Raw genomic sequence first — 14,812 nt, 5'->3', positions numbered from 1 at the left:
AGCTTCGCCTCCGGCAGGAGGCCAGGTGTTGAGCTTCCCGGACGACCCACCAGGAGGGCGGCAATCGCGGTGCCGTGCTCGGGCAGGGAAGCGTCGGCATGCGGTGCAGGACGATCCACAACCTCGATGGCCTGACCGGTGAGAGCATCGTGGTCGAGGTTGATCCCCGTGTCGATCAACCCGATGACAGGCGTCGGGCCGCATTGGGTCGCACGCGCCGCTGACCAGCTCACCAGGGCAGTTGCCCGGCACTCGGCGCCGGTGCATGTGTCCAGGTGCTCATCAAGATAGTAGAAGTGATCGAAATCGGTTGAGGCGCGCGCGTCGACCAGTTGTACCGTTTGCCGGGCTTGGGTCAGGGAAGTGCCTTGTGGAACGCGCAGTCTGACGATCTGTGAGGCGATACTGCCGCGGGTCTGGGTCTCGACCTGGAAGCCTTGGGCGGTGAGCCGGGCTAGATCGTCGCGAGACAAGCCTGAGGCCACGATGAAGTTGGTGGATTGGCGTGGCTTGGGGCGGGGGTCGTCAACAGCTTCAGCAACATTGGGGGCACTTGCTTGTGCAGCCCCTGTCTGGGTTGAAGCCTGTGATGAGGCTGGCGTCCCGGAGGCTGCTTGGGTCTGGCCTGATGGTTGCTCGCCGGGTGCGGGGGCTGCGCCATGGCTTGGCGGGGTCGAACTGGTGTTTGCCGGAGCGGGAGAGACCGCTTGGGTCTGGGTGGATGTTGGCAGGTCCCATGCAGGAGGCGTGGTCTGAACCTTTGGTGCTGGGCTGATGCTTTCCGGTGTCGGAGCAACAGCCTGGGCTTGGCTCGGTGTTTGCGGATCGGGGGCACTGGCCTTGGCCTGGTTCGCCGGTACTTTGCTGATGCTCGCCGATGCCTTGCCAGTGCTCCGTTGGCTTTTGCTGTTACCTGCCTTGCCGGAGCTGGCCGAGTTGCTCGCGGCAATACCCACGCCACCAGCCTTCGAGACGCCAGTCTTCACGGTAGCGGTGGCACTCTGCGCTCCGGCCTTATCCTTGCGGCGTCCCGGCTTGGCTGCCTTGACGCTGACGCCGGCTACGATGCTGCTTCCACTCACCTTCGTGCCGCTGTTTTTGCCAGCGTTTTTGCTTTTGCCTCCGGCCTTGCCGCTGTTGCCTCCAGAATTGTTGCTGTCCTTGCTTGCGCTGACGCTGCCGCTCACATTCCCTCTGCCGAGACCGTTGCCGCGACCAGGCCCACCGCTGACGCCTCCACCGATCCCACCTGCGACGCCGCTGCCGCGACCAACCCCGACACCAGCACTGCCTCCGACGCCAGCGCCGCGACCGGGTCCGCCAGCAGGACCTCCCCCCACACCGACGCCGCCCCCAACACCAGCGTTGCCACGGCCGACACTACCGCCAACATTGCCTCCGACGCCGCTGCTGCCACCCCCAGGTCCACCACTGACGCCACCGCCGAGACCGCCGCCAACGGCTCCACCGACACCGCCGTTGCCACGACCTGGCGCACCGCTGACGCCTCCCGACCCGCCCGGGGCGCCACTGGCACCACCGCCTACGCTGTTGCCGCGACCAGCCCCTCCACCGACACCTGCGCCGCCTGCGATCCCGCCGCCAACGCCACCAAGGCCGCCTCCCAAGCCCCCTGAGACCCCGCCCACGCCGCTGTTGCCGCGACCAGCCCCTCCGCCGGGGGACCCGCCAGAGGCCCCACCGACACTGCCGCCGCCTGCATTCCCGCCAAGCCCACCGCTGACGCCACCACCAAGGCCACCGCCTAAGCCGCCCCCTAGGCCACCTCCAACGCTGCCGCCTAAGCCGCCTCCGTTGGCATTCCCCCTGCCGCCGCCGTTCCCGTTACCTGCGGCACCTCCGGCCGAGCCTCCAGCGTTGCCGCCCCCAGGGTTTCCGGCGCCGCCAGATCCGCCACCTTTGCCATTACCACCGCCGGCGTTTCCACCAGCATTGCCATTCCCGCCACCGTTGCCGCCGCGGCCCCCGTCTCCATTGTTCCCGGATCCGCCGCCTGGCTTGGCGAACGCCGATCCATTCATGAGAGGCAAGGAGGAACCGTGGCCGAGATCAAGCTGGACCCGAAGAGGCAGGGCAGCGGCTGTGCCTGCAAGTGCAATGAGGATATGTCGCCACCAGCGTGCCATGATCATCCCTCGCAACCGGCACTCCGGCTTTGGTAAGCTGTAGCGGAGCCAAGTATTCCAGCCGAGATGGCCCCGCAGGTGTGCCAGACGAAACGCCGAATCACACCTCTTCTAGCGTATCCAGGTTGAACAAAAGCAATCAAATCACTTATTGTTCCGGACGCAAGCTTGGCAATGAGCCTGAGGTGCTTGGAGTGGTCGGGATGGCTGCCTTCGTAGGCCCTGGGTTAACGCCAGCTCTTGGCGCTTCTTGGAAGTGAGCCGAGTGTCGGCCCTAGCCGGGAACAGTAGACGTTTCTGGAGGTCGGGTGATCGTCAGTGCCTGACCCAGTGCAGACCTTCCACGATCCCAAGGAAGCGATCGGAGTTCGGATGCCAAAACTCTCATGTGATGCCCTTGGAGTCCTTTGGTTGCCGTTCTAAGTAGCTGATATGTTGCCAGATCGTGGTCTGCATTGCTCCGGCGGAGCAGCGCGCAGCCTGAGACAGGATTTTGTCGCAGGGTTCTATTTCGTTCTGGCTCAAGTTCCGCAGGGGGGCGCCTCCTGCCCCGAAGACTGCAAGCGCAACCGGATGTTCCAAATAACCAGGGCCCGCCATCGTTGAAGGACCCTGGACGGAACATGGTGCTTGCTGGGGCGCTCAGACACGGAGCCTAAACTCAGGCGGCCAGGCAAAGCTCGTGCTGCTCGAACTGCGGGATCGGCATCGCCGGTGCGGCCGGATCCGGGTTCCACTCGATGTTCAGCAGGCGCAAGGCTGCTTTCACCTCTGGCAGACGTGGTGGCTCGCCCTCGGGCATGCCATCGGCAAGCGCTAGGTCGAGGAGGTATTCGTCCCAGGCCCAGCGCCACAGGATCTCACGCTTGCAATTAATGGCGAGAAAGGGATGACGCACCACGTCGCTGGGTGACGCGAACACGGACGCGGGGGTCACCAGGGCACGATCCAGGTCGAGCAGGCCATCGACTTCGCATCGATGGCTGTTGGCATTGATCCAAGGCAACCAGATGATGGCACTTGGGGTGCGAGGAACGGAGGGCTCGGTTTTCATCCCACGCCCCGTCAGTTGTGGCTGTAGTCCAGCGCCCTGAGGGCGTCGAGGACGTCGTCGATCACGACAACGGCGCCGGAACCGGGGATCTGCCGCCACCCGGGCCGGCCCTCGACCGCATAAGCGTCCGACGCCCACTCGGCCAGCAAAGCCCGCTTCTCGCCTCTCGACAGGAGCGCATCCCCGAGCACCTGGTGTGGATACTTGAAACTGTGACTGGACCTGTGACGAGAAAACGTAAACTCGCTCGCGATGTCGTCTCTGAATGTTTGCTGCACGGATCCCTCCTGAGTTCTGCAAACGGTTCAGCCCCGGGCAGGAGGCGCCCGAGGCTCTTTGCTGCCGGCTCGCTTACGCGGCCCTGGTGTTCTGCGGCTCGTGCTCGATCTGCTGGGCGTTGTCCTGCGCCATCAAAGGCTGACTGGTCGTGGCGATCTCGATGCGGCGGGGCTTCAGGGCCTCAGGCACCTCGCGCACTAGGTCGACTGTGAGCAGCCCGTTTTCCAGGCTCGCACCCTTCACCTTTACGTGGTCGGCAAGGTTGAAGGTCTGCTTGAAGGCGCGGGTGGCGATGCCGCGATGCAGGTACTGCTTGTCCTCCTCGGAGCCTTTGTGTCCGGTCACCAGCAGGGCGGTGCCGTGCTGGGTGAGCTCGATCTCGGCCGGGGAGAAGCCTGCCACCGCCATGGTGATCCGGTACTGGTCGTCACCAGCCTTCTCGATGTTGTAGGGCGGCCAGTTAGTCATGGGCTCGACGCGGGCTGTCTGATCGAGCATGTCGAACAGGCGGTCGAAGCCGACCGTGGAGCGATACAGGGGCGAAACGTCGAAGGTTCTCATAGCCACATCCTCTTGAGAGCAACATGGATCCGAGAGCGCCGGACACCGCCGGCGCCCGTGTGCCAAGCTCGTGTGAGCCTTGGCGCCCATCAAGGTAGGAATGGGATTTTTGGTCGTCAAGACCCTCTACCCTGCCGACACAACGCCCAGGAGCCCAAGATTATCGGGTCACTCGGTTGGACCGCACGGCCCATTGTGATCCTGCTGTGGCTTGATGGTGAGGGGATGCGCTCGTGGCTACGGCGCAGCCACCCAGGAACCCTGGCCCGAGGGCTAATGGAGTGAAGTCGAACGGGTACGGAACAGGGGAGCAAGGCGCGCCGCTAAGCTTTTTTGTCCAAAGTTTCTGTCGCAACGTCAGGTGCCAGACACGTCTAAATGCGATCCCCCGAACGACTGCATATGGCACACCTAAGACCTTAGCTCGAAGGCAGCAATCCTCATCGAACCGGACATTCCGAAAGCGCAGGAAATCTCGGCTCCTGACCCATTACAGACCTTAGGAGCGGCGAGAATGACCTGTTGCTCCAGAGTAGCGGACGGGCCTCTGACAGGAAGTTACATGCTCTTGGCGTTGGGGACCCGTGGCGGGAAGACGGTTTGTACCTATCGCTTCCGTTCTTTAGAATTGGGTGCGCAATCTAGCTGGCACGGGACAGTTGCTCGCGCGTCGGCATGCCGGCCTGAGCACCGTGGGCGAGGCAAGCGAGCGACGCCCCGCGGCAGGCCCGCTTGACAGCTGTCCTGAAGGAGAGGGCTTCATCGATGCCGTTGGCTAGGATGCCGACGAAGGTGTCGCCGGCTCCAGTCGTGTCGACGGGCTGAATCCGTTCCGCTTCAACAGTTTCGCAGCGTCCATCAGGGTGAAACGCAAAGGCCCCGCGCGCGCCCGCTGTAACGATACAAATGCAGCCGCTTTCTGCTAGATAGGATCCCGCAACCTCGAAGTCGGTGGTTTCACAGCCAAGGATCCTGGCTGCCACTATGGCTTCGTGCTCGTTGACAATGAGGATATCAGTGGAGCCAATGAGATGGGAGAGGTCTCTTGCCGGAAATTGCGGCGGGGCTGGCGCGAGGTTCCAAATGATGCGACCGCCAGCCGCCCGCACGTGCTGCGCGACACGGAGGGACGCCTGGAAAGGAACCTCCATCTGGAAAACCGCGACCGTTGAATTATCCGCCTCGAAGCCGATAAGCCGAGCCTCGGTCAGAGAAGCGTTGGCCCCGCTGGCGACAGTGATCGCATTCTCGCCGCGCTCATCGACGGTGATGAAAGCGCATCCAGTCGGTTCAGTGCTGTTTGCGACGAAATCCGCCACGACACCGTTGTGGATGAGGTTTTCGCGAGCGGATCGACCGAAAACGTCATTCCCAACGCAGGCTGTGATTGCCACCCGACCCAGTGAAGAGACCCGCGCCGCCGCGATCGCTTGGTTCGCTCCCTTGCCGCCGAATAACGTCTCATAGCCCGGCGAGAGAACAGTTTCGCCGGGCAGCGGGATCGAGGTCACGCGTGCGACAAGATCGATGTTAATCGAACCGAAAACGAGGATCATGTCACGCGCTCCCTTTCCCCGCCCGGCCTCAACCTTCGGCATCCATGGCGTGGAGCATTTCCACGCGTCGGCGGCAGTCCTCATCCGTGGAGAATTCTGCCTCCAAGTAGGAGGCAACGAGATCCTGTGCGAGCCAGGAGCCGACGATCTTGGCGCCGATGCACATCACGTTGACGTCGTCGTGCTCGACCGACTGATGCGCCGAGTGGATATCGTGGCATACAGCAGCGCGAATACCCTTGACCTTGTTGGCCGCGATCGACGCACCTACGCCCGTGCCGCAGACCATGATGCCGCGCTCGGCCTCGCCAGACTTGACCTTCTCGGTTAGTGCGCGGGCGATGTCCGGGAAATCGACGGGCTTGTCATCGAAGGAGCCTACATCGACGACCTCATGGCCAAGCGACCGCACGTGCTCGACCACCGCATTCTTGAGGGGCCATCCGGCATGATCTGACCCGATTACGACGCGCATTGGAAAACCTTTCTTTGGTGATTGCAGGTCGAGTGGTGCCGGGGCACCACTCGAATTGTCAGGATTTAGCTCCGCATCTCCTGCGGGAGCTCGCTGCCATGGAACTTCTTGTAGATCTCGTTCAGCTTGCCGTTCTTCAGATTGGTTGAGATCCACTCGTTGAGCTTCTCGACCAGGCGCGGCTCGCCCTTGCGGACACCTATGGCAAGGTCGAAGGTGCGGATGAGCACCTTGGGCTCGAAAGCTCGGGCCGGGTTCTTAACTCCGATCTGGTTCACAATCGTTGCCGATGTCGCGACGCAGTCGGCCTGACCCGACACGGCAGCCGTCACCATCGTGGCATCATCGTCGAAGCGGGCGAGGGTGAGATTGCGATCCTTCATGTTAGTCAGTTCGGTATCCTGCGTCGTGCCGCGGGAGACGGCGATGGTCTTGCCCTTCAAGTCATCCCAGCCCTTTGCCTCAACGGTCTTCAAGCAGCCAACAACGGACTGCAAGGCCGCATAGGCCTTGGTGAAATCGATCACCTTGGCGCGCTCCGACGTGACCGAGAGGGTCGAGATGATGATATCCGCCTTGTTGGTCTGGACGTTCGGGATGCGGGTCGCGCCGGTGGTCTGGATGAACTCAAGCTCCAGCCCGAGATCCTTCGCGAGAAGCTGGGCGGTTTCCACGTCCGATCCCGTGGGCTTGAGATTGGCATCCATCATGCCGGACGGCGGAATTGCCATGTCGGTCGCAATGCGGATCTTCTTCGCCTTCATGATGTCGTCGAGAAGGTCGGCGTGGGCTGCGGTGGTGCCGAGTGCTACCATGCAGGTCATTGCAACTGCGGCAGCAGAGAGCGGGCGCTTCATCATCATCGTTGGTCTCCCTAAGTTCTGGTTGTCATTTAGAGCCCTGTGCCAACAAACTGGGCGAGTTCCGGAGTTGCAGGCGATGTCAGGATCGCGGCAGGGCCAGTCTCATGGATTTTGCCGCGATGCATGAACACCACCCGGTTGGCGATCCCCCTGGCAAATCCCATCTCGTGCGTGACCATCACCATGGTCATGCCGTCCGCAGCGAGCGCCTCGATGACCTTCAGAACCTCGCCGGTCAGCTCCGGGTCGAGGGCCGAGGTCACTTCGTCGAACAGCATCACCTTGGGCTGCATGGCGAGCGAGCGGGCAATCGCCGCACGCTGCTGCTGGCCGCCGGAAAGCTGTTCGGGATATTGGTGGAGCTTGTCTTCCAAGCCGACCTGGGCAAGGACCCGGCGCGCCTGCTCCTTTGCCTGAACCTTCGAGATGCCCTTTACGGAACAGGGAGCGAGCGTGATGTTCTCCTCGATGGTCAGGTGAGGAAACAGGTTGTAGCTCTGGAAGACGATGCCGACATCCTGGCGCAGTGCCCGCAGGTCGAGTTTTGGGCCACTGACGCGATGGCCGCACACGACGATCTCACCGCTGTCGATTGTCTCGAAACGGTCGATGCAGCGCAGGGCAGTGCTCTTGCCGGAGCCACTGCGGCCGATGAGGACGAGAACCTCGCCGCGATTGACATCGAAGCTCACCCCGTCGAGCACCTTGAGCGCACCGAAGCTCTTATGCACGTTCGACACGCCGACGACTGGTGAAGCGGTATCTGTTCTGGTGATCTTGTGCATGTCAGGCAGTCTCAAGTTCGAGGCGAGCCGGGCCGCCGCGCGTTTCTAGCCGGTGACTGAAGCGCGAGAGCGGATAGCAGAGGGCGAAGTAGATGACGGCGATGATGGTGTAGATCAGGAATGGCTCGAACAGTGAGTTGTTGATGATCTGCCCGGACCGCGCGAGCTCCACGAAGCCGACCACCGAGGCCAAAGAGGTATTTTTGATGATCTGCACCATGAAGCCCACGGTCGGCGGCGTCGCGATCCGAACAGCTTGCGGAAGGATTACCTTCATCATCCGCTGGGACCGGCTGAGAGCGAGTCCCTCGGCTGCTTCCCATTGCGGCCTCGGAACCGACTCGAAGCAGCCGCGCCAGATCTCGCCAAGGTAGGCACTGACAAAGATCGTGAGCGAGGCGCCGGCGGCGGTGAGGGGAAAGACGGTCACACCAAGCGCCGGCAGGCCGAAATAGGTCAGGAACATGATGACGAGAAGCGGCGTGCCCTGGATGAGCTGAACATAGCCGGCACTCAGAAGCCGCACGATCCGGCTCGGCGAGATGCGGCAGAGGGCGATGATGAAGCCAGCAAAGCCTCCGCCGAGTAGGCCGATGAGCGACAGGCCGATGGTCCAAAGCGCTCCGTACCCAAGGAACATCAGGTGATTGGCATTGAGGGAACCGCCCATCTTCTCCTCCTCACAATGGGGTGCCGAGGCGCCGACGACGCGGGAAAATCACGAGGCCGAGAAGCCAGAACACAGCCCGCATGATCAGCGACAGGACGATATAGGCGAGAGCCACGAGGATATAGGTCTCGAAAGCGCGGTAGGTATCGGACTGGATGTAGTTCGCAACCGCCGTCAGCTCCTCGGCCGAGATCTGGGACGTCACGGACGAGGCCAGCATCAGCAGCACGAACTGGCTCGTCAGGGCCGGGTAGACCTTCTCGATCGCCGGCATCATGACGACATGCCAGTAGATCTGGGCGCGGGACAATGCCAGACCTTCGGCGGCCTCGATCTGCCCGCGGGGAATGGCGTCAAAGCCCGCGCGGATGATCTCGGTCGTGTATGCGCCGACATTGATCGTGAGCGCCGCGGCCGCGACCGTGAAGGCGGAGAACTTCAACCCCAGGCTGGCGAGGCCGAAATAGACAAGGAAGATCTGGACCAGAAGCGGCGTGTTGCGGATCGCCTCAACATAGATCCCGCAGATCCGCGCAACGACCGGGTAGCTGCTGCGCCGCCCAATGGCGCCGAGAACACCGATGATTGTACCCAGCACGGTCGCGATGAAGGCGAGTTGAAAGGTGAGCAGCGCTCCCTCTAGGAAGGCTGGCCATCGTTCGAGGATCGCGGCAAAATCCAGGTTGAGGTTCATCGCAGGTGGTCCGGGGCTAGGTCGCAGCCTGATTCGTCATTCGGTCGTAGACCCGGAACAGAGCCTGATTGCCGTTCGTGCCTTCTCCGTGAGCGCGCGCCTCGACATACTGGCTCGTTACAAGGGCCGTTCCTGGTAGCGGGACGGAGAGTGAAAGCGCCTGCTCCTGCACGAGGCGCAGGTCCTTGAGCATTAGGTCGATGCGGAAGCCCGCGGAGGCATCGCCCGCGATCATCGCTGGCCCAAGCTTGTCCAGCATCCAGGACGCAGCCGAGCCGCCTAGGAGCACATTGCGGAGTTGGTCGAGATTCACGCCGGAGGCGCGGCCGAGCGCAAGCGCCTCGCAAATGGCTTGGAGGTTGATGGCGCAGACGAGCTGGTTGCAGAGTTTGACGGTCTGTCCGGCTCCGGCCTCGCCCACATGGGTGATCGTCGTGCCCATGGCCTGGAAATATGGCTCCGCATGCAGAAAGGCGTCTCGGTCGCCTCCGACCATGATTGAAAGCGAGGCATTCTTGGCGCCAACTGGGCCACCTGACACCGGCGCGTCAAGGAATTCCACGCCGGCGGCCTTGAGATCGGCATGCATGCGGCGGACGGCGACGGGAGAGATCGTGCTCATGTCGACGAGGAGACGGCCGCGCGGTGGCGACGCCAAAAGGCCACGTTCGGCATAGACGATCTCCTCGACCTGCGGCGTGTCGGGGAGCATGGAAATGACGATGTCCGCGTCACGGGCCGCATCGGCCGGATTCTCAGCGCCGGTGGCACCTCGGGTAATGAGGTCGTCGATGGCCTCCTTGCGCACGTCATAGGCGCAGACTGCAAATCCGGCCTTGAGCAGGTTGAGCGCCATCTCGCGCCCCATCGTCCCCAGGCCAACAAAGCCGACCGTTGTGTTTTGATCGTTCTGTCCCATCGTGTCATCTCGCTCGTGCACATGTGTCATGAGGCGCTCCGGGCTTCGGATTCGCCGATCGCGGCGCGACGACGGAAGTCGTCACCGATCGCGAAATGCTCTCGCAGGACTTTTTCCGCATGCTCCGGGTCTCGGCCGACGATGGCGTCAAAGATCCGGCGATGATCCTCGATCAGGTAGGTTTTCATGGAGTCGAACACCTGAAGGAGCTCCCGGCGACCGCGATGGGAGCGCATCAAAATGCCGGACAGAGAGTTGTGCAGCACGATCAGCGTCTCGGATTTGCCTGTATTGACGACGGTGCGGTGAAAGTCGAAATCGGCCGCGCTGCCGCCGTCTGGATCGTCGATGGTCTCGACGATGCGTGCGAGCGCCTGCTGCAACTTCTCGAAATCGGATACGGTGGCCCGCTCGGCGGCGAGCCGGACGGCTTGGCATTCGATCGCGATGCGCGCCTGCATTACATCGTCGACGACGTCAGACTGCTGTGCAAACGCGAAAGTGAAAAAGTCATTCAGAACAGACGGGTCGGGTCGGCGAACGATTGTTCCGACGCGGTCGCGGATTTCCACAACGCCGAGAACCGTCAGGGCGCGCAGCGCCTCGCGCAGGATCGGTCGGCTCACACCGAGCTGCGCAGCGAGATCGCGTTCAGGGATCAGCCGGTCACCCGGTCGCAACGAGCCCGCAAGCAGACGCTCGCGTAAGAAGGCGAAGACCTTCTCGAACCCCTTGCCGCCACCCTCCCTAAGCCGCGTGATTTCTAGATCAGCGATCATATCTCTTACCTTGGTCATACCAGAATACATACCACGGTCTATTGGTCAAGTAGCTAATGGCTGAACGAGATAGTCGTTAGCCTTGGATCGGTGCATGGCTCCTGCTCAGAACGGAGCCCCTCGATCTCACCTCTAACGCAAAGGTCCCGGCGAGAAGTGATGAACATCAATCCGACATGCCGCCCGGTAGTGGCCTTGTTCTGGCGACCGTCGGTGAAGGTCCGAAGTTGGCACATCTGCGAAGTAGACCGAATGTCTGCTCGCGCGGCGTAAGCGGACATCCGTGCAGGGCAGGGGATCGTCAGTGCGTGACCCGGAGCTGACCTTGGACAGGTCTTTGATCCGGACGCCATTGCCGCTCCTCATCACGGTGTCGGCGGGGATGAGCGCGTGTTGGCTCGCGCCATGTCGGCTGCGAGAGCCGACCAGCCCCGCAGATCCTCCAGGGAGCTCCTGTAACTCCCGACAATTCGATCCGCGAGAGGAGAACTGGCTGCAATCTCGGAGAGAAGCTCCGACGAAGCCTTTTGAGCCGCTTCCATGACAGAGCGGGGAAAAGCCTCCAGGGTCACCGGGTACTTGCCGAGGATCTCGGTCAGGGCTGCCGCATTGGTCTGGTGCGCATCGGCCAAGCCAAGGGCATGCTCGGCCCGGCAGGCTTCCGTGACCACGCTGCGAAGGTCAGGGCTGAGTGTCTCCCAAGACCTCAACGAGATCAGGAGCTCGCTTGCGCCATTGGGCTTGTTAAAACCGGGAGCGTAATAGAAGGGGGCGTACTTGGGCAGACCCGTGTCCAGATCGGTTGCTGGAGCCAGAAACTCTGCCGCATCGATGGAGCCCTTTTCAAGCGCCGGAAGCAGATCTCCGGCAGAAACCGTCATTGGAACTGCCCCGAGCTTTGCGTAGACCTCGGCTCCCAAGCCCTGAACACGCAGTCGCATGCCTCGCAGATCCTCGACGCCGTTCAGCTTGCGCCGGAACCATCCACCCATCGAAGGACCCGTGTTGCCGGCGAGAAAGGCGCGTACGCCGTAGGGCTTGTAGAGTTCGTCCCAGAGCGCCTGCCCATCCCGTAACTCGATCCAGGCCTGATGCTCGATAGGACCAAGACCAAAGGGGACGCTGGTAAAGAACCCAGCCGCCGGCATCCTACCCTGCCAATAGAGTGAGGCCGTGTGACCCATCTCAACGGTGCCGTTCGAAACGGCATCGAGCACAGCGAAGGGGGGTACGATCTCGCCTGCTGCGAAGAGATCGATCTGAAGCCGCCCACCGCTCATAGCATTGATGCGCCCAACGATCCTCTGGGCGGAGACTCCAGGGCCAGTGCGGTTCTTCGGCCACGATGTGACCATGCGCCAGCGAACCGTCTGGGCTTGGCTGACGGTCGGCGCCGCAAGAGCCGCAGCCCCGACGCCAAGCGCCGCGCGGCGTGAGAGTTTAGGAGCAGTGGGCATGGAAGTGATGCACAGGCCCATACCCGCGTCCAATGTGAAGTTGAGTGGACGCGCCGATTGCGGCGCTGATGAATTCCTTGCCGGCCGCGACAGCCTCCGTCAGCGAAAGGCCCTTGGCGAGTCCGGCTGCAATGGCTGAGGACAGGGTGCATCCAGTGCCATGCGTGTTTCGCGTCTCGATGCGGGGGGCGGGGAAAAACCGTACACCCTGTGCATCCATGAGAATATCCGTGCTCTCACAGCCTGTGCCGTGGCCGCCCTTCACCAGAACGGCTCTGGGACCCAAGGCGAGGATCCGCTCGGCCTGTCGGCACATGGCCTGTTCATCCCCGGCCTGCGGCTCGTCGAGAAGGGCGGCGGCTTCGGGAAGGTTGGGTGTGACAAGCAACGCCCTGGGAAGGAGCACATGGCGTAATGCGTCGACAGCCCTCGATGCCAGAAGACGGTCACCACTGGCCGCCACCATCACGGGATCGAGGACAACCTGCGTTTGGCTATAGCGTTGAAGTCCCTCTGCCACAGCTTCAATGACAGCGACCTGGGAGAGCATACCGATCTTCACGGCCCTGACCTCAAGATCCGAGAAGACGCTGTCTATCTGCTGGGCAACGAAGGCAGATGGCACATCGTGAATGCCCTGAACCCCCATGGTATTCTGCGCGGTGAGTGCCGTGATGATGCTGGCGCCATAAACGCCCAGAGCCGAGAAGGTCTTGATGTCGGCCTGGATGCCGGCTCCACCGCCCGAGTCTGAGCCTGCGATGGTAACTGCGATCGCCGTCATGCAAAATCTCCTCGGGATGTCAGGGTCTGATCGACGATGCCCCGCAATCTTCGAGCTTCTGCCCGCGGATCTGTTGCCATGAAGAGAGCCGAGATGACCGCGATGCCGTCGACTCCGGCCGCGATCACAGCTTGCGCGTTCGATGCATCGATTCCGGCAATGGCGCCGACAGGGCCGCGGTATGCGAGCCTGGCGCGTGACAGGATCTTGCCGAGCCCGTCGAGGCCGATGGGCGGAGCGGGGCTGTTCTTGCTCCCAGTCGCAAAGACACCGCCGATGCAGGCGTAACCGACCGGCATGCTCGCCATTCGTTCGGCCTGCTCCAGCGTCTTCAGCGTCAATCCGATAAACGCGTGTGGACCGAGCAGGTCGCGTGCATCTTTGGGATGCATATCGTCTTGGCCGAGGTGAACGCCGTCGGCGCCTGCGGCCAGCGCGATATCAACACGGTCGTTGATCAGGAGCGGCACGCCGCTTCCTTCAAGCGCTGCCTTCAGGGCGCGGGCCAGTTCCACAAGGCGGCGGCCCTCGCCTTGCTTGTCCCTGTACTGGATGAGGGTCGCGCCGCCAGAAACAGCCTGCCGGACAAGCTCGACAGGATCCCGGCCGCCGGTCCGTTCCGGATCGATGATGCCGTAGAGGCGGAGATCGATTGGGTTTATGAGACTCTCCCGCAGGTGACGAGGGTTTCCGGATCGAGATGAAAGAGCGCATCGAGGAAGGCTGGCTGGAACGTGCCTGGCCCGTTTGCCTGATGCGCGGCAATTTCGCCTGCCACGCCAGTAACAAGCAGAGCCGCGGCGGCAGCCTCGATGGCGCTGCCATGCAGAGCCGCGAAGGCTGCAACGAGGGCAGTTCCGGCACATCCCATGGCGGTCACGCAGGTCATGAGCGGGTGGCCGTTCTCGACGCAAAGTACGTTGTTGGCGTCTGCAATCAGGTCCACCGCACCAGTCAGAGCCACGACCGTTCCGTGACTTTTTGCGAATGCCTGAATGGAGCCTGGCGTCGCATCTTCTTCGGCAAGAGCCGCGAACTCGGCCGCATTGCAGCGCAGGACATGCGGCTCACCCGCAAGGCAGGAGCGGGCAAGCTTCAAACGCGTTGGGGAAGCTTCGACAAAGACAGGATCGAGCACCCATGGCTTGGCGTGCGTGCGTGCGGTGGCGATAGCCTCAGGAACTGCGGTGCGCCGGTCGCTGTCGAGCGTGCCAAGGTTGACGAGCAGTGCATCCGAGCGGCTTGTGAAGGCAGGGACCTCATCCGGTGCGACAGTGAGGGAGGGAATGCCGCCGGCGGCGAGCAGAAGATTGGCCGTGAAGGTCTGCGCCGCTGCGTTCGTGATTGCATGCACGCGAATGCGTTCGGCCCGAAGGCGTTCAAGCAGGGAGCCAGCCAAAGCTGGAACACTGGAAGCGTCCAGGATGGACGTTGGTGCGCTCGTCATCTCGCAATCCCTCCGCCGGCATGATCCGGATCAGGTTCGATGGGTTGGTCTCAGGACAAGACCTCTCAGCCCGGACGGGCACCCCAAGGAGATGCAGGCGAAATAGCCCTGCCGGTTGACTTTGGCAAGGTTCGACTTTGTGGGACTGCGTGATGGGTTGACAGCCGGAAGGGCGTCATCGACTATCCGGCCTGTTCCGAGGGGAGCCCTGTGAGGGGCTGAGAGTCGGCTGATCCGCCGTGACCCTTGAACCTGATCCGGGTCATACCGGCGGAGGGACTGGAACTAACGAGCACGACAAGAATCCCTCAGCTCGCTTTGCCCGGATCTCCCTTTGCCAAG

At 62.4% G+C, this 14,812-nt stretch carries 17 protein-coding genes, 1 pseudogene and 2 riboswitches; of the genes and pseudogenes, 1 reads left to right on the top strand and 17 read right to left on the bottom strand.

Annotation, left to right across the window (positions count from 1 at the left end; translation table 11 throughout):
- Nucleotides 1-473: pseudogene (locus tag JKG68_RS23440) on the bottom strand (S8 family serine peptidase); the annotation flags it as partial.
- Between the two features lie 423 nt (nt 474-896).
- On the opposite strand from JKG68_RS23440, the gene JKG68_RS23435 reads away from it, so the two are divergent.
- The gene (locus JKG68_RS23435) at nt 897-1,637 is read left to right on the top strand and encodes a hypothetical protein (RefSeq protein WP_202063762.1); all 741 of its coding nucleotides are present in this window, start codon (nt 897-899) and stop codon (nt 1,635-1,637) included.
- A 164-nt stretch (nt 1,638-1,801) separates the two neighbouring features.
- On the opposite strand, the gene JKG68_RS23430 is transcribed toward JKG68_RS23435, so the two are convergent.
- From JKG68_RS23430 to thiM, 16 genes are all read right to left on the bottom strand, one after another.
- On the bottom strand, nt 1,802-1,996 hold the full coding sequence (locus JKG68_RS23430; RefSeq protein WP_202063761.1) for a hypothetical protein: 195 nt from the start codon (nt 1,994-1,996) through the stop codon (nt 1,802-1,804).
- 812 nt (nt 1,997-2,808) lie between these two features.
- A complete protein-coding gene (locus tag JKG68_RS23425; protein WP_202063760.1) occupies nt 2,809-3,201 on the bottom strand; it encodes a hypothetical protein in 393 nt (130 codons plus the stop codon).
- 11 nt (nt 3,202-3,212) lie between these two features.
- The gene (locus JKG68_RS23420; protein WP_202063759.1) at nt 3,213-3,479 is read right to left on the bottom strand and encodes a hypothetical protein; all 267 of its coding nucleotides are present in this window, start codon (nt 3,477-3,479) and stop codon (nt 3,213-3,215) included.
- A gap of 73 nt (nt 3,480-3,552) precedes the next feature.
- Nucleotides 3,553-4,041 carry an Hsp20 family protein gene (locus JKG68_RS23415; protein WP_202063758.1) on the bottom strand — a complete coding sequence of 163 codons (489 nt, stop codon included), beginning with the start codon at nt 4,039-4,041 and terminating at the stop codon, nt 3,553-3,555.
- A gap of 641 nt (nt 4,042-4,682) precedes the next feature.
- Nucleotides 4,683-5,597 (bottom strand): ribokinase, encoded by a 915-nt coding sequence (locus JKG68_RS23410; RefSeq protein WP_202063757.1) that lies wholly within the window; start codon nt 5,595-5,597, stop codon nt 4,683-4,685.
- 28 nt (nt 5,598-5,625) lie between these two features.
- Nucleotides 5,626-6,072 carry a ribose 5-phosphate isomerase B gene (gene rpiB / locus JKG68_RS23405; RefSeq protein WP_202063756.1) on the bottom strand — a complete coding sequence of 149 codons (447 nt, stop codon included), beginning with the start codon at nt 6,070-6,072 and terminating at the stop codon, nt 5,626-5,628.
- 65 nt (nt 6,073-6,137) lie between these two features.
- Nucleotides 6,138-6,929: a transporter substrate-binding domain-containing protein gene (locus JKG68_RS23400; RefSeq protein ID WP_376773197.1), complete on the bottom strand. Its 792-nt coding sequence runs from the start codon at nt 6,927-6,929 to the stop codon at nt 6,138-6,140.
- A 35-nt stretch (nt 6,930-6,964) separates the two neighbouring features.
- Complete coding sequence (locus JKG68_RS23395) at nt 6,965-7,720, bottom strand: amino acid ABC transporter ATP-binding protein (protein WP_202063755.1); 756 nt, start codon at nt 7,718-7,720, stop codon at nt 6,965-6,967.
- A 1-nt stretch (nt 7,721) separates the two neighbouring features.
- Nucleotides 7,722-8,390 (bottom strand): amino acid ABC transporter permease, encoded by a 669-nt coding sequence (locus tag JKG68_RS23390; protein ID WP_202063754.1) that lies wholly within the window; start codon nt 8,388-8,390, stop codon nt 7,722-7,724.
- Nucleotides 8,391-8,400: 10 nt separating this feature from the next.
- Nucleotides 8,401-9,084: an amino acid ABC transporter permease gene (locus tag JKG68_RS23385; RefSeq protein WP_202063753.1), complete on the bottom strand. Its 684-nt coding sequence runs from the start codon at nt 9,082-9,084 to the stop codon at nt 8,401-8,403.
- Nucleotides 9,085-9,100: 16 nt separating this feature from the next.
- The gene (locus tag JKG68_RS23380) at nt 9,101-10,033 is read right to left on the bottom strand and encodes an NAD(P)-dependent oxidoreductase (RefSeq protein WP_202063752.1); all 933 of its coding nucleotides are present in this window, start codon (nt 10,031-10,033) and stop codon (nt 9,101-9,103) included.
- Nucleotides 10,030-10,782, bottom strand: a complete 753-nt coding sequence (locus JKG68_RS23375; RefSeq protein WP_202063751.1) for a FadR/GntR family transcriptional regulator — start codon at nt 10,780-10,782, stop codon at nt 10,030-10,032. The genes JKG68_RS23380 and JKG68_RS23375 overlap by 4 nt, the downstream gene beginning before the upstream one ends.
- A 365-nt stretch (nt 10,783-11,147) precedes the next feature.
- On the bottom strand, nt 11,148-12,239 hold the full coding sequence (locus tag JKG68_RS23370) for a TRAP transporter substrate-binding protein (protein ID WP_246515759.1): 1,092 nt from the start codon (nt 12,237-12,239) through the stop codon (nt 11,148-11,150).
- A complete protein-coding gene (gene thiD / locus JKG68_RS23365) occupies nt 12,223-13,023 on the bottom strand; it encodes a bifunctional hydroxymethylpyrimidine kinase/phosphomethylpyrimidine kinase (protein ID WP_202063749.1) in 801 nt (266 codons plus the stop codon). Before thiD ends, JKG68_RS23370 begins: the two co-directional genes overlap by 17 nt.
- The gene (thiE, locus tag JKG68_RS23360; protein WP_202063763.1) at nt 13,020-13,700 is read right to left on the bottom strand and encodes a thiamine phosphate synthase; all 681 of its coding nucleotides are present in this window, start codon (nt 13,698-13,700) and stop codon (nt 13,020-13,022) included. Before thiE ends, thiD begins: the two co-directional genes overlap by 4 nt.
- A complete protein-coding gene (thiM, locus tag JKG68_RS23355; RefSeq protein WP_202063748.1) occupies nt 13,682-14,470 on the bottom strand; it encodes a hydroxyethylthiazole kinase in 789 nt (262 codons plus the stop codon). Before thiM ends, thiE begins: the two co-directional genes overlap by 19 nt.
- Nucleotides 14,461-14,566, bottom strand: a riboswitch (TPP riboswitch). Its footprint overlaps the gene before it by 10 nt.
- Before the next feature lie 93 nt (nt 14,567-14,659).
- Nucleotides 14,660-14,767, top strand: a riboswitch (TPP riboswitch).
- Nucleotides 14,768-14,812 lie beyond the last annotated feature (45 nt).

Origin of the sequence: Microvirga aerilata (assembly GCF_016743775.1) — a bacterium.
In the GTDB taxonomy this organism is placed as follows: domain Bacteria; phylum Pseudomonadota; class Alphaproteobacteria; order Rhizobiales; family Beijerinckiaceae; genus Microvirga; species Microvirga aerilata.
The sequence above is the reverse complement of the archived record's forward strand: the minus strand, read 5'-3'. Positions and strand labels throughout refer to the sequence as shown.

What these genes read in the sequence shown, in the direction of transcription:
- JKG68_RS23425 (WP_202063760.1), bottom strand. Translation starts at nt 3,201, where the DNA reads ATGAAAACCGAGCCCTCCGTTCCTCGCACCCCAAGTGCCATCATCTGG.
- JKG68_RS23385 (WP_202063753.1), bottom strand. Translation starts at nt 9,084, where the DNA reads ATGAACCTCAACCTGGATTTTGCCGCGATCCTCGAACGATGGCCAGCC.
- JKG68_RS23380 (WP_202063752.1), bottom strand. Translation starts at nt 10,033, where the DNA reads ATGACACATGTGCACGAGCGAGATGACACGATGGGACAGAACGATCAA.
- rpiB (WP_202063756.1), bottom strand. Translation starts at nt 6,072, where the DNA reads ATGCGCGTCGTAATCGGGTCAGATCATGCCGGATGGCCCCTCAAGAAT.
- JKG68_RS23410 (WP_202063757.1), bottom strand. Translation starts at nt 5,597, where the DNA reads ATGATCCTCGTTTTCGGTTCGATTAACATCGATCTTGTCGCACGCGTG.
- JKG68_RS23415 (WP_202063758.1), bottom strand. Translation starts at nt 4,041, where the DNA reads ATGAGAACCTTCGACGTTTCGCCCCTGTATCGCTCCACGGTCGGCTTC.
- JKG68_RS23370 (WP_246515759.1), bottom strand. Translation starts at nt 12,239, where the DNA reads ATGCCCACTGCTCCTAAACTCTCACGCCGCGCGGCGCTTGGCGTCGGG.
- JKG68_RS23400 (WP_376773197.1), bottom strand. Translation starts at nt 6,929, where the DNA reads ATGAAGCGCCCGCTCTCTGCTGCCGCAGTTGCAATGACCTGCATGGTA.
- thiD (WP_202063749.1), bottom strand. Translation starts at nt 13,023, where the DNA reads ATGACGGCGATCGCAGTTACCATCGCAGGCTCAGACTCGGGCGGTGGA.
- JKG68_RS23430 (WP_202063761.1), bottom strand. Translation starts at nt 1,996, where the DNA reads ATGGAGACGGGGGCCGCGGCGGCAACGGTGGCGGGAATGGCAATGCTG.
- JKG68_RS23375 (WP_202063751.1), bottom strand. Translation starts at nt 10,782, where the DNA reads ATGATCGCTGATCTAGAAATCACGCGGCTTAGGGAGGGTGGCGGCAAG.
- JKG68_RS23395 (WP_202063755.1), bottom strand. Translation starts at nt 7,720, where the DNA reads ATGCACAAGATCACCAGAACAGATACCGCTTCACCAGTCGTCGGCGTG.
- thiM (WP_202063748.1), bottom strand. Translation starts at nt 14,470, where the DNA reads ATGACGAGCGCACCAACGTCCATCCTGGACGCTTCCAGTGTTCCAGCT.
- JKG68_RS23390 (WP_202063754.1), bottom strand. Translation starts at nt 8,390, where the DNA reads ATGGGCGGTTCCCTCAATGCCAATCACCTGATGTTCCTTGGGTACGGA.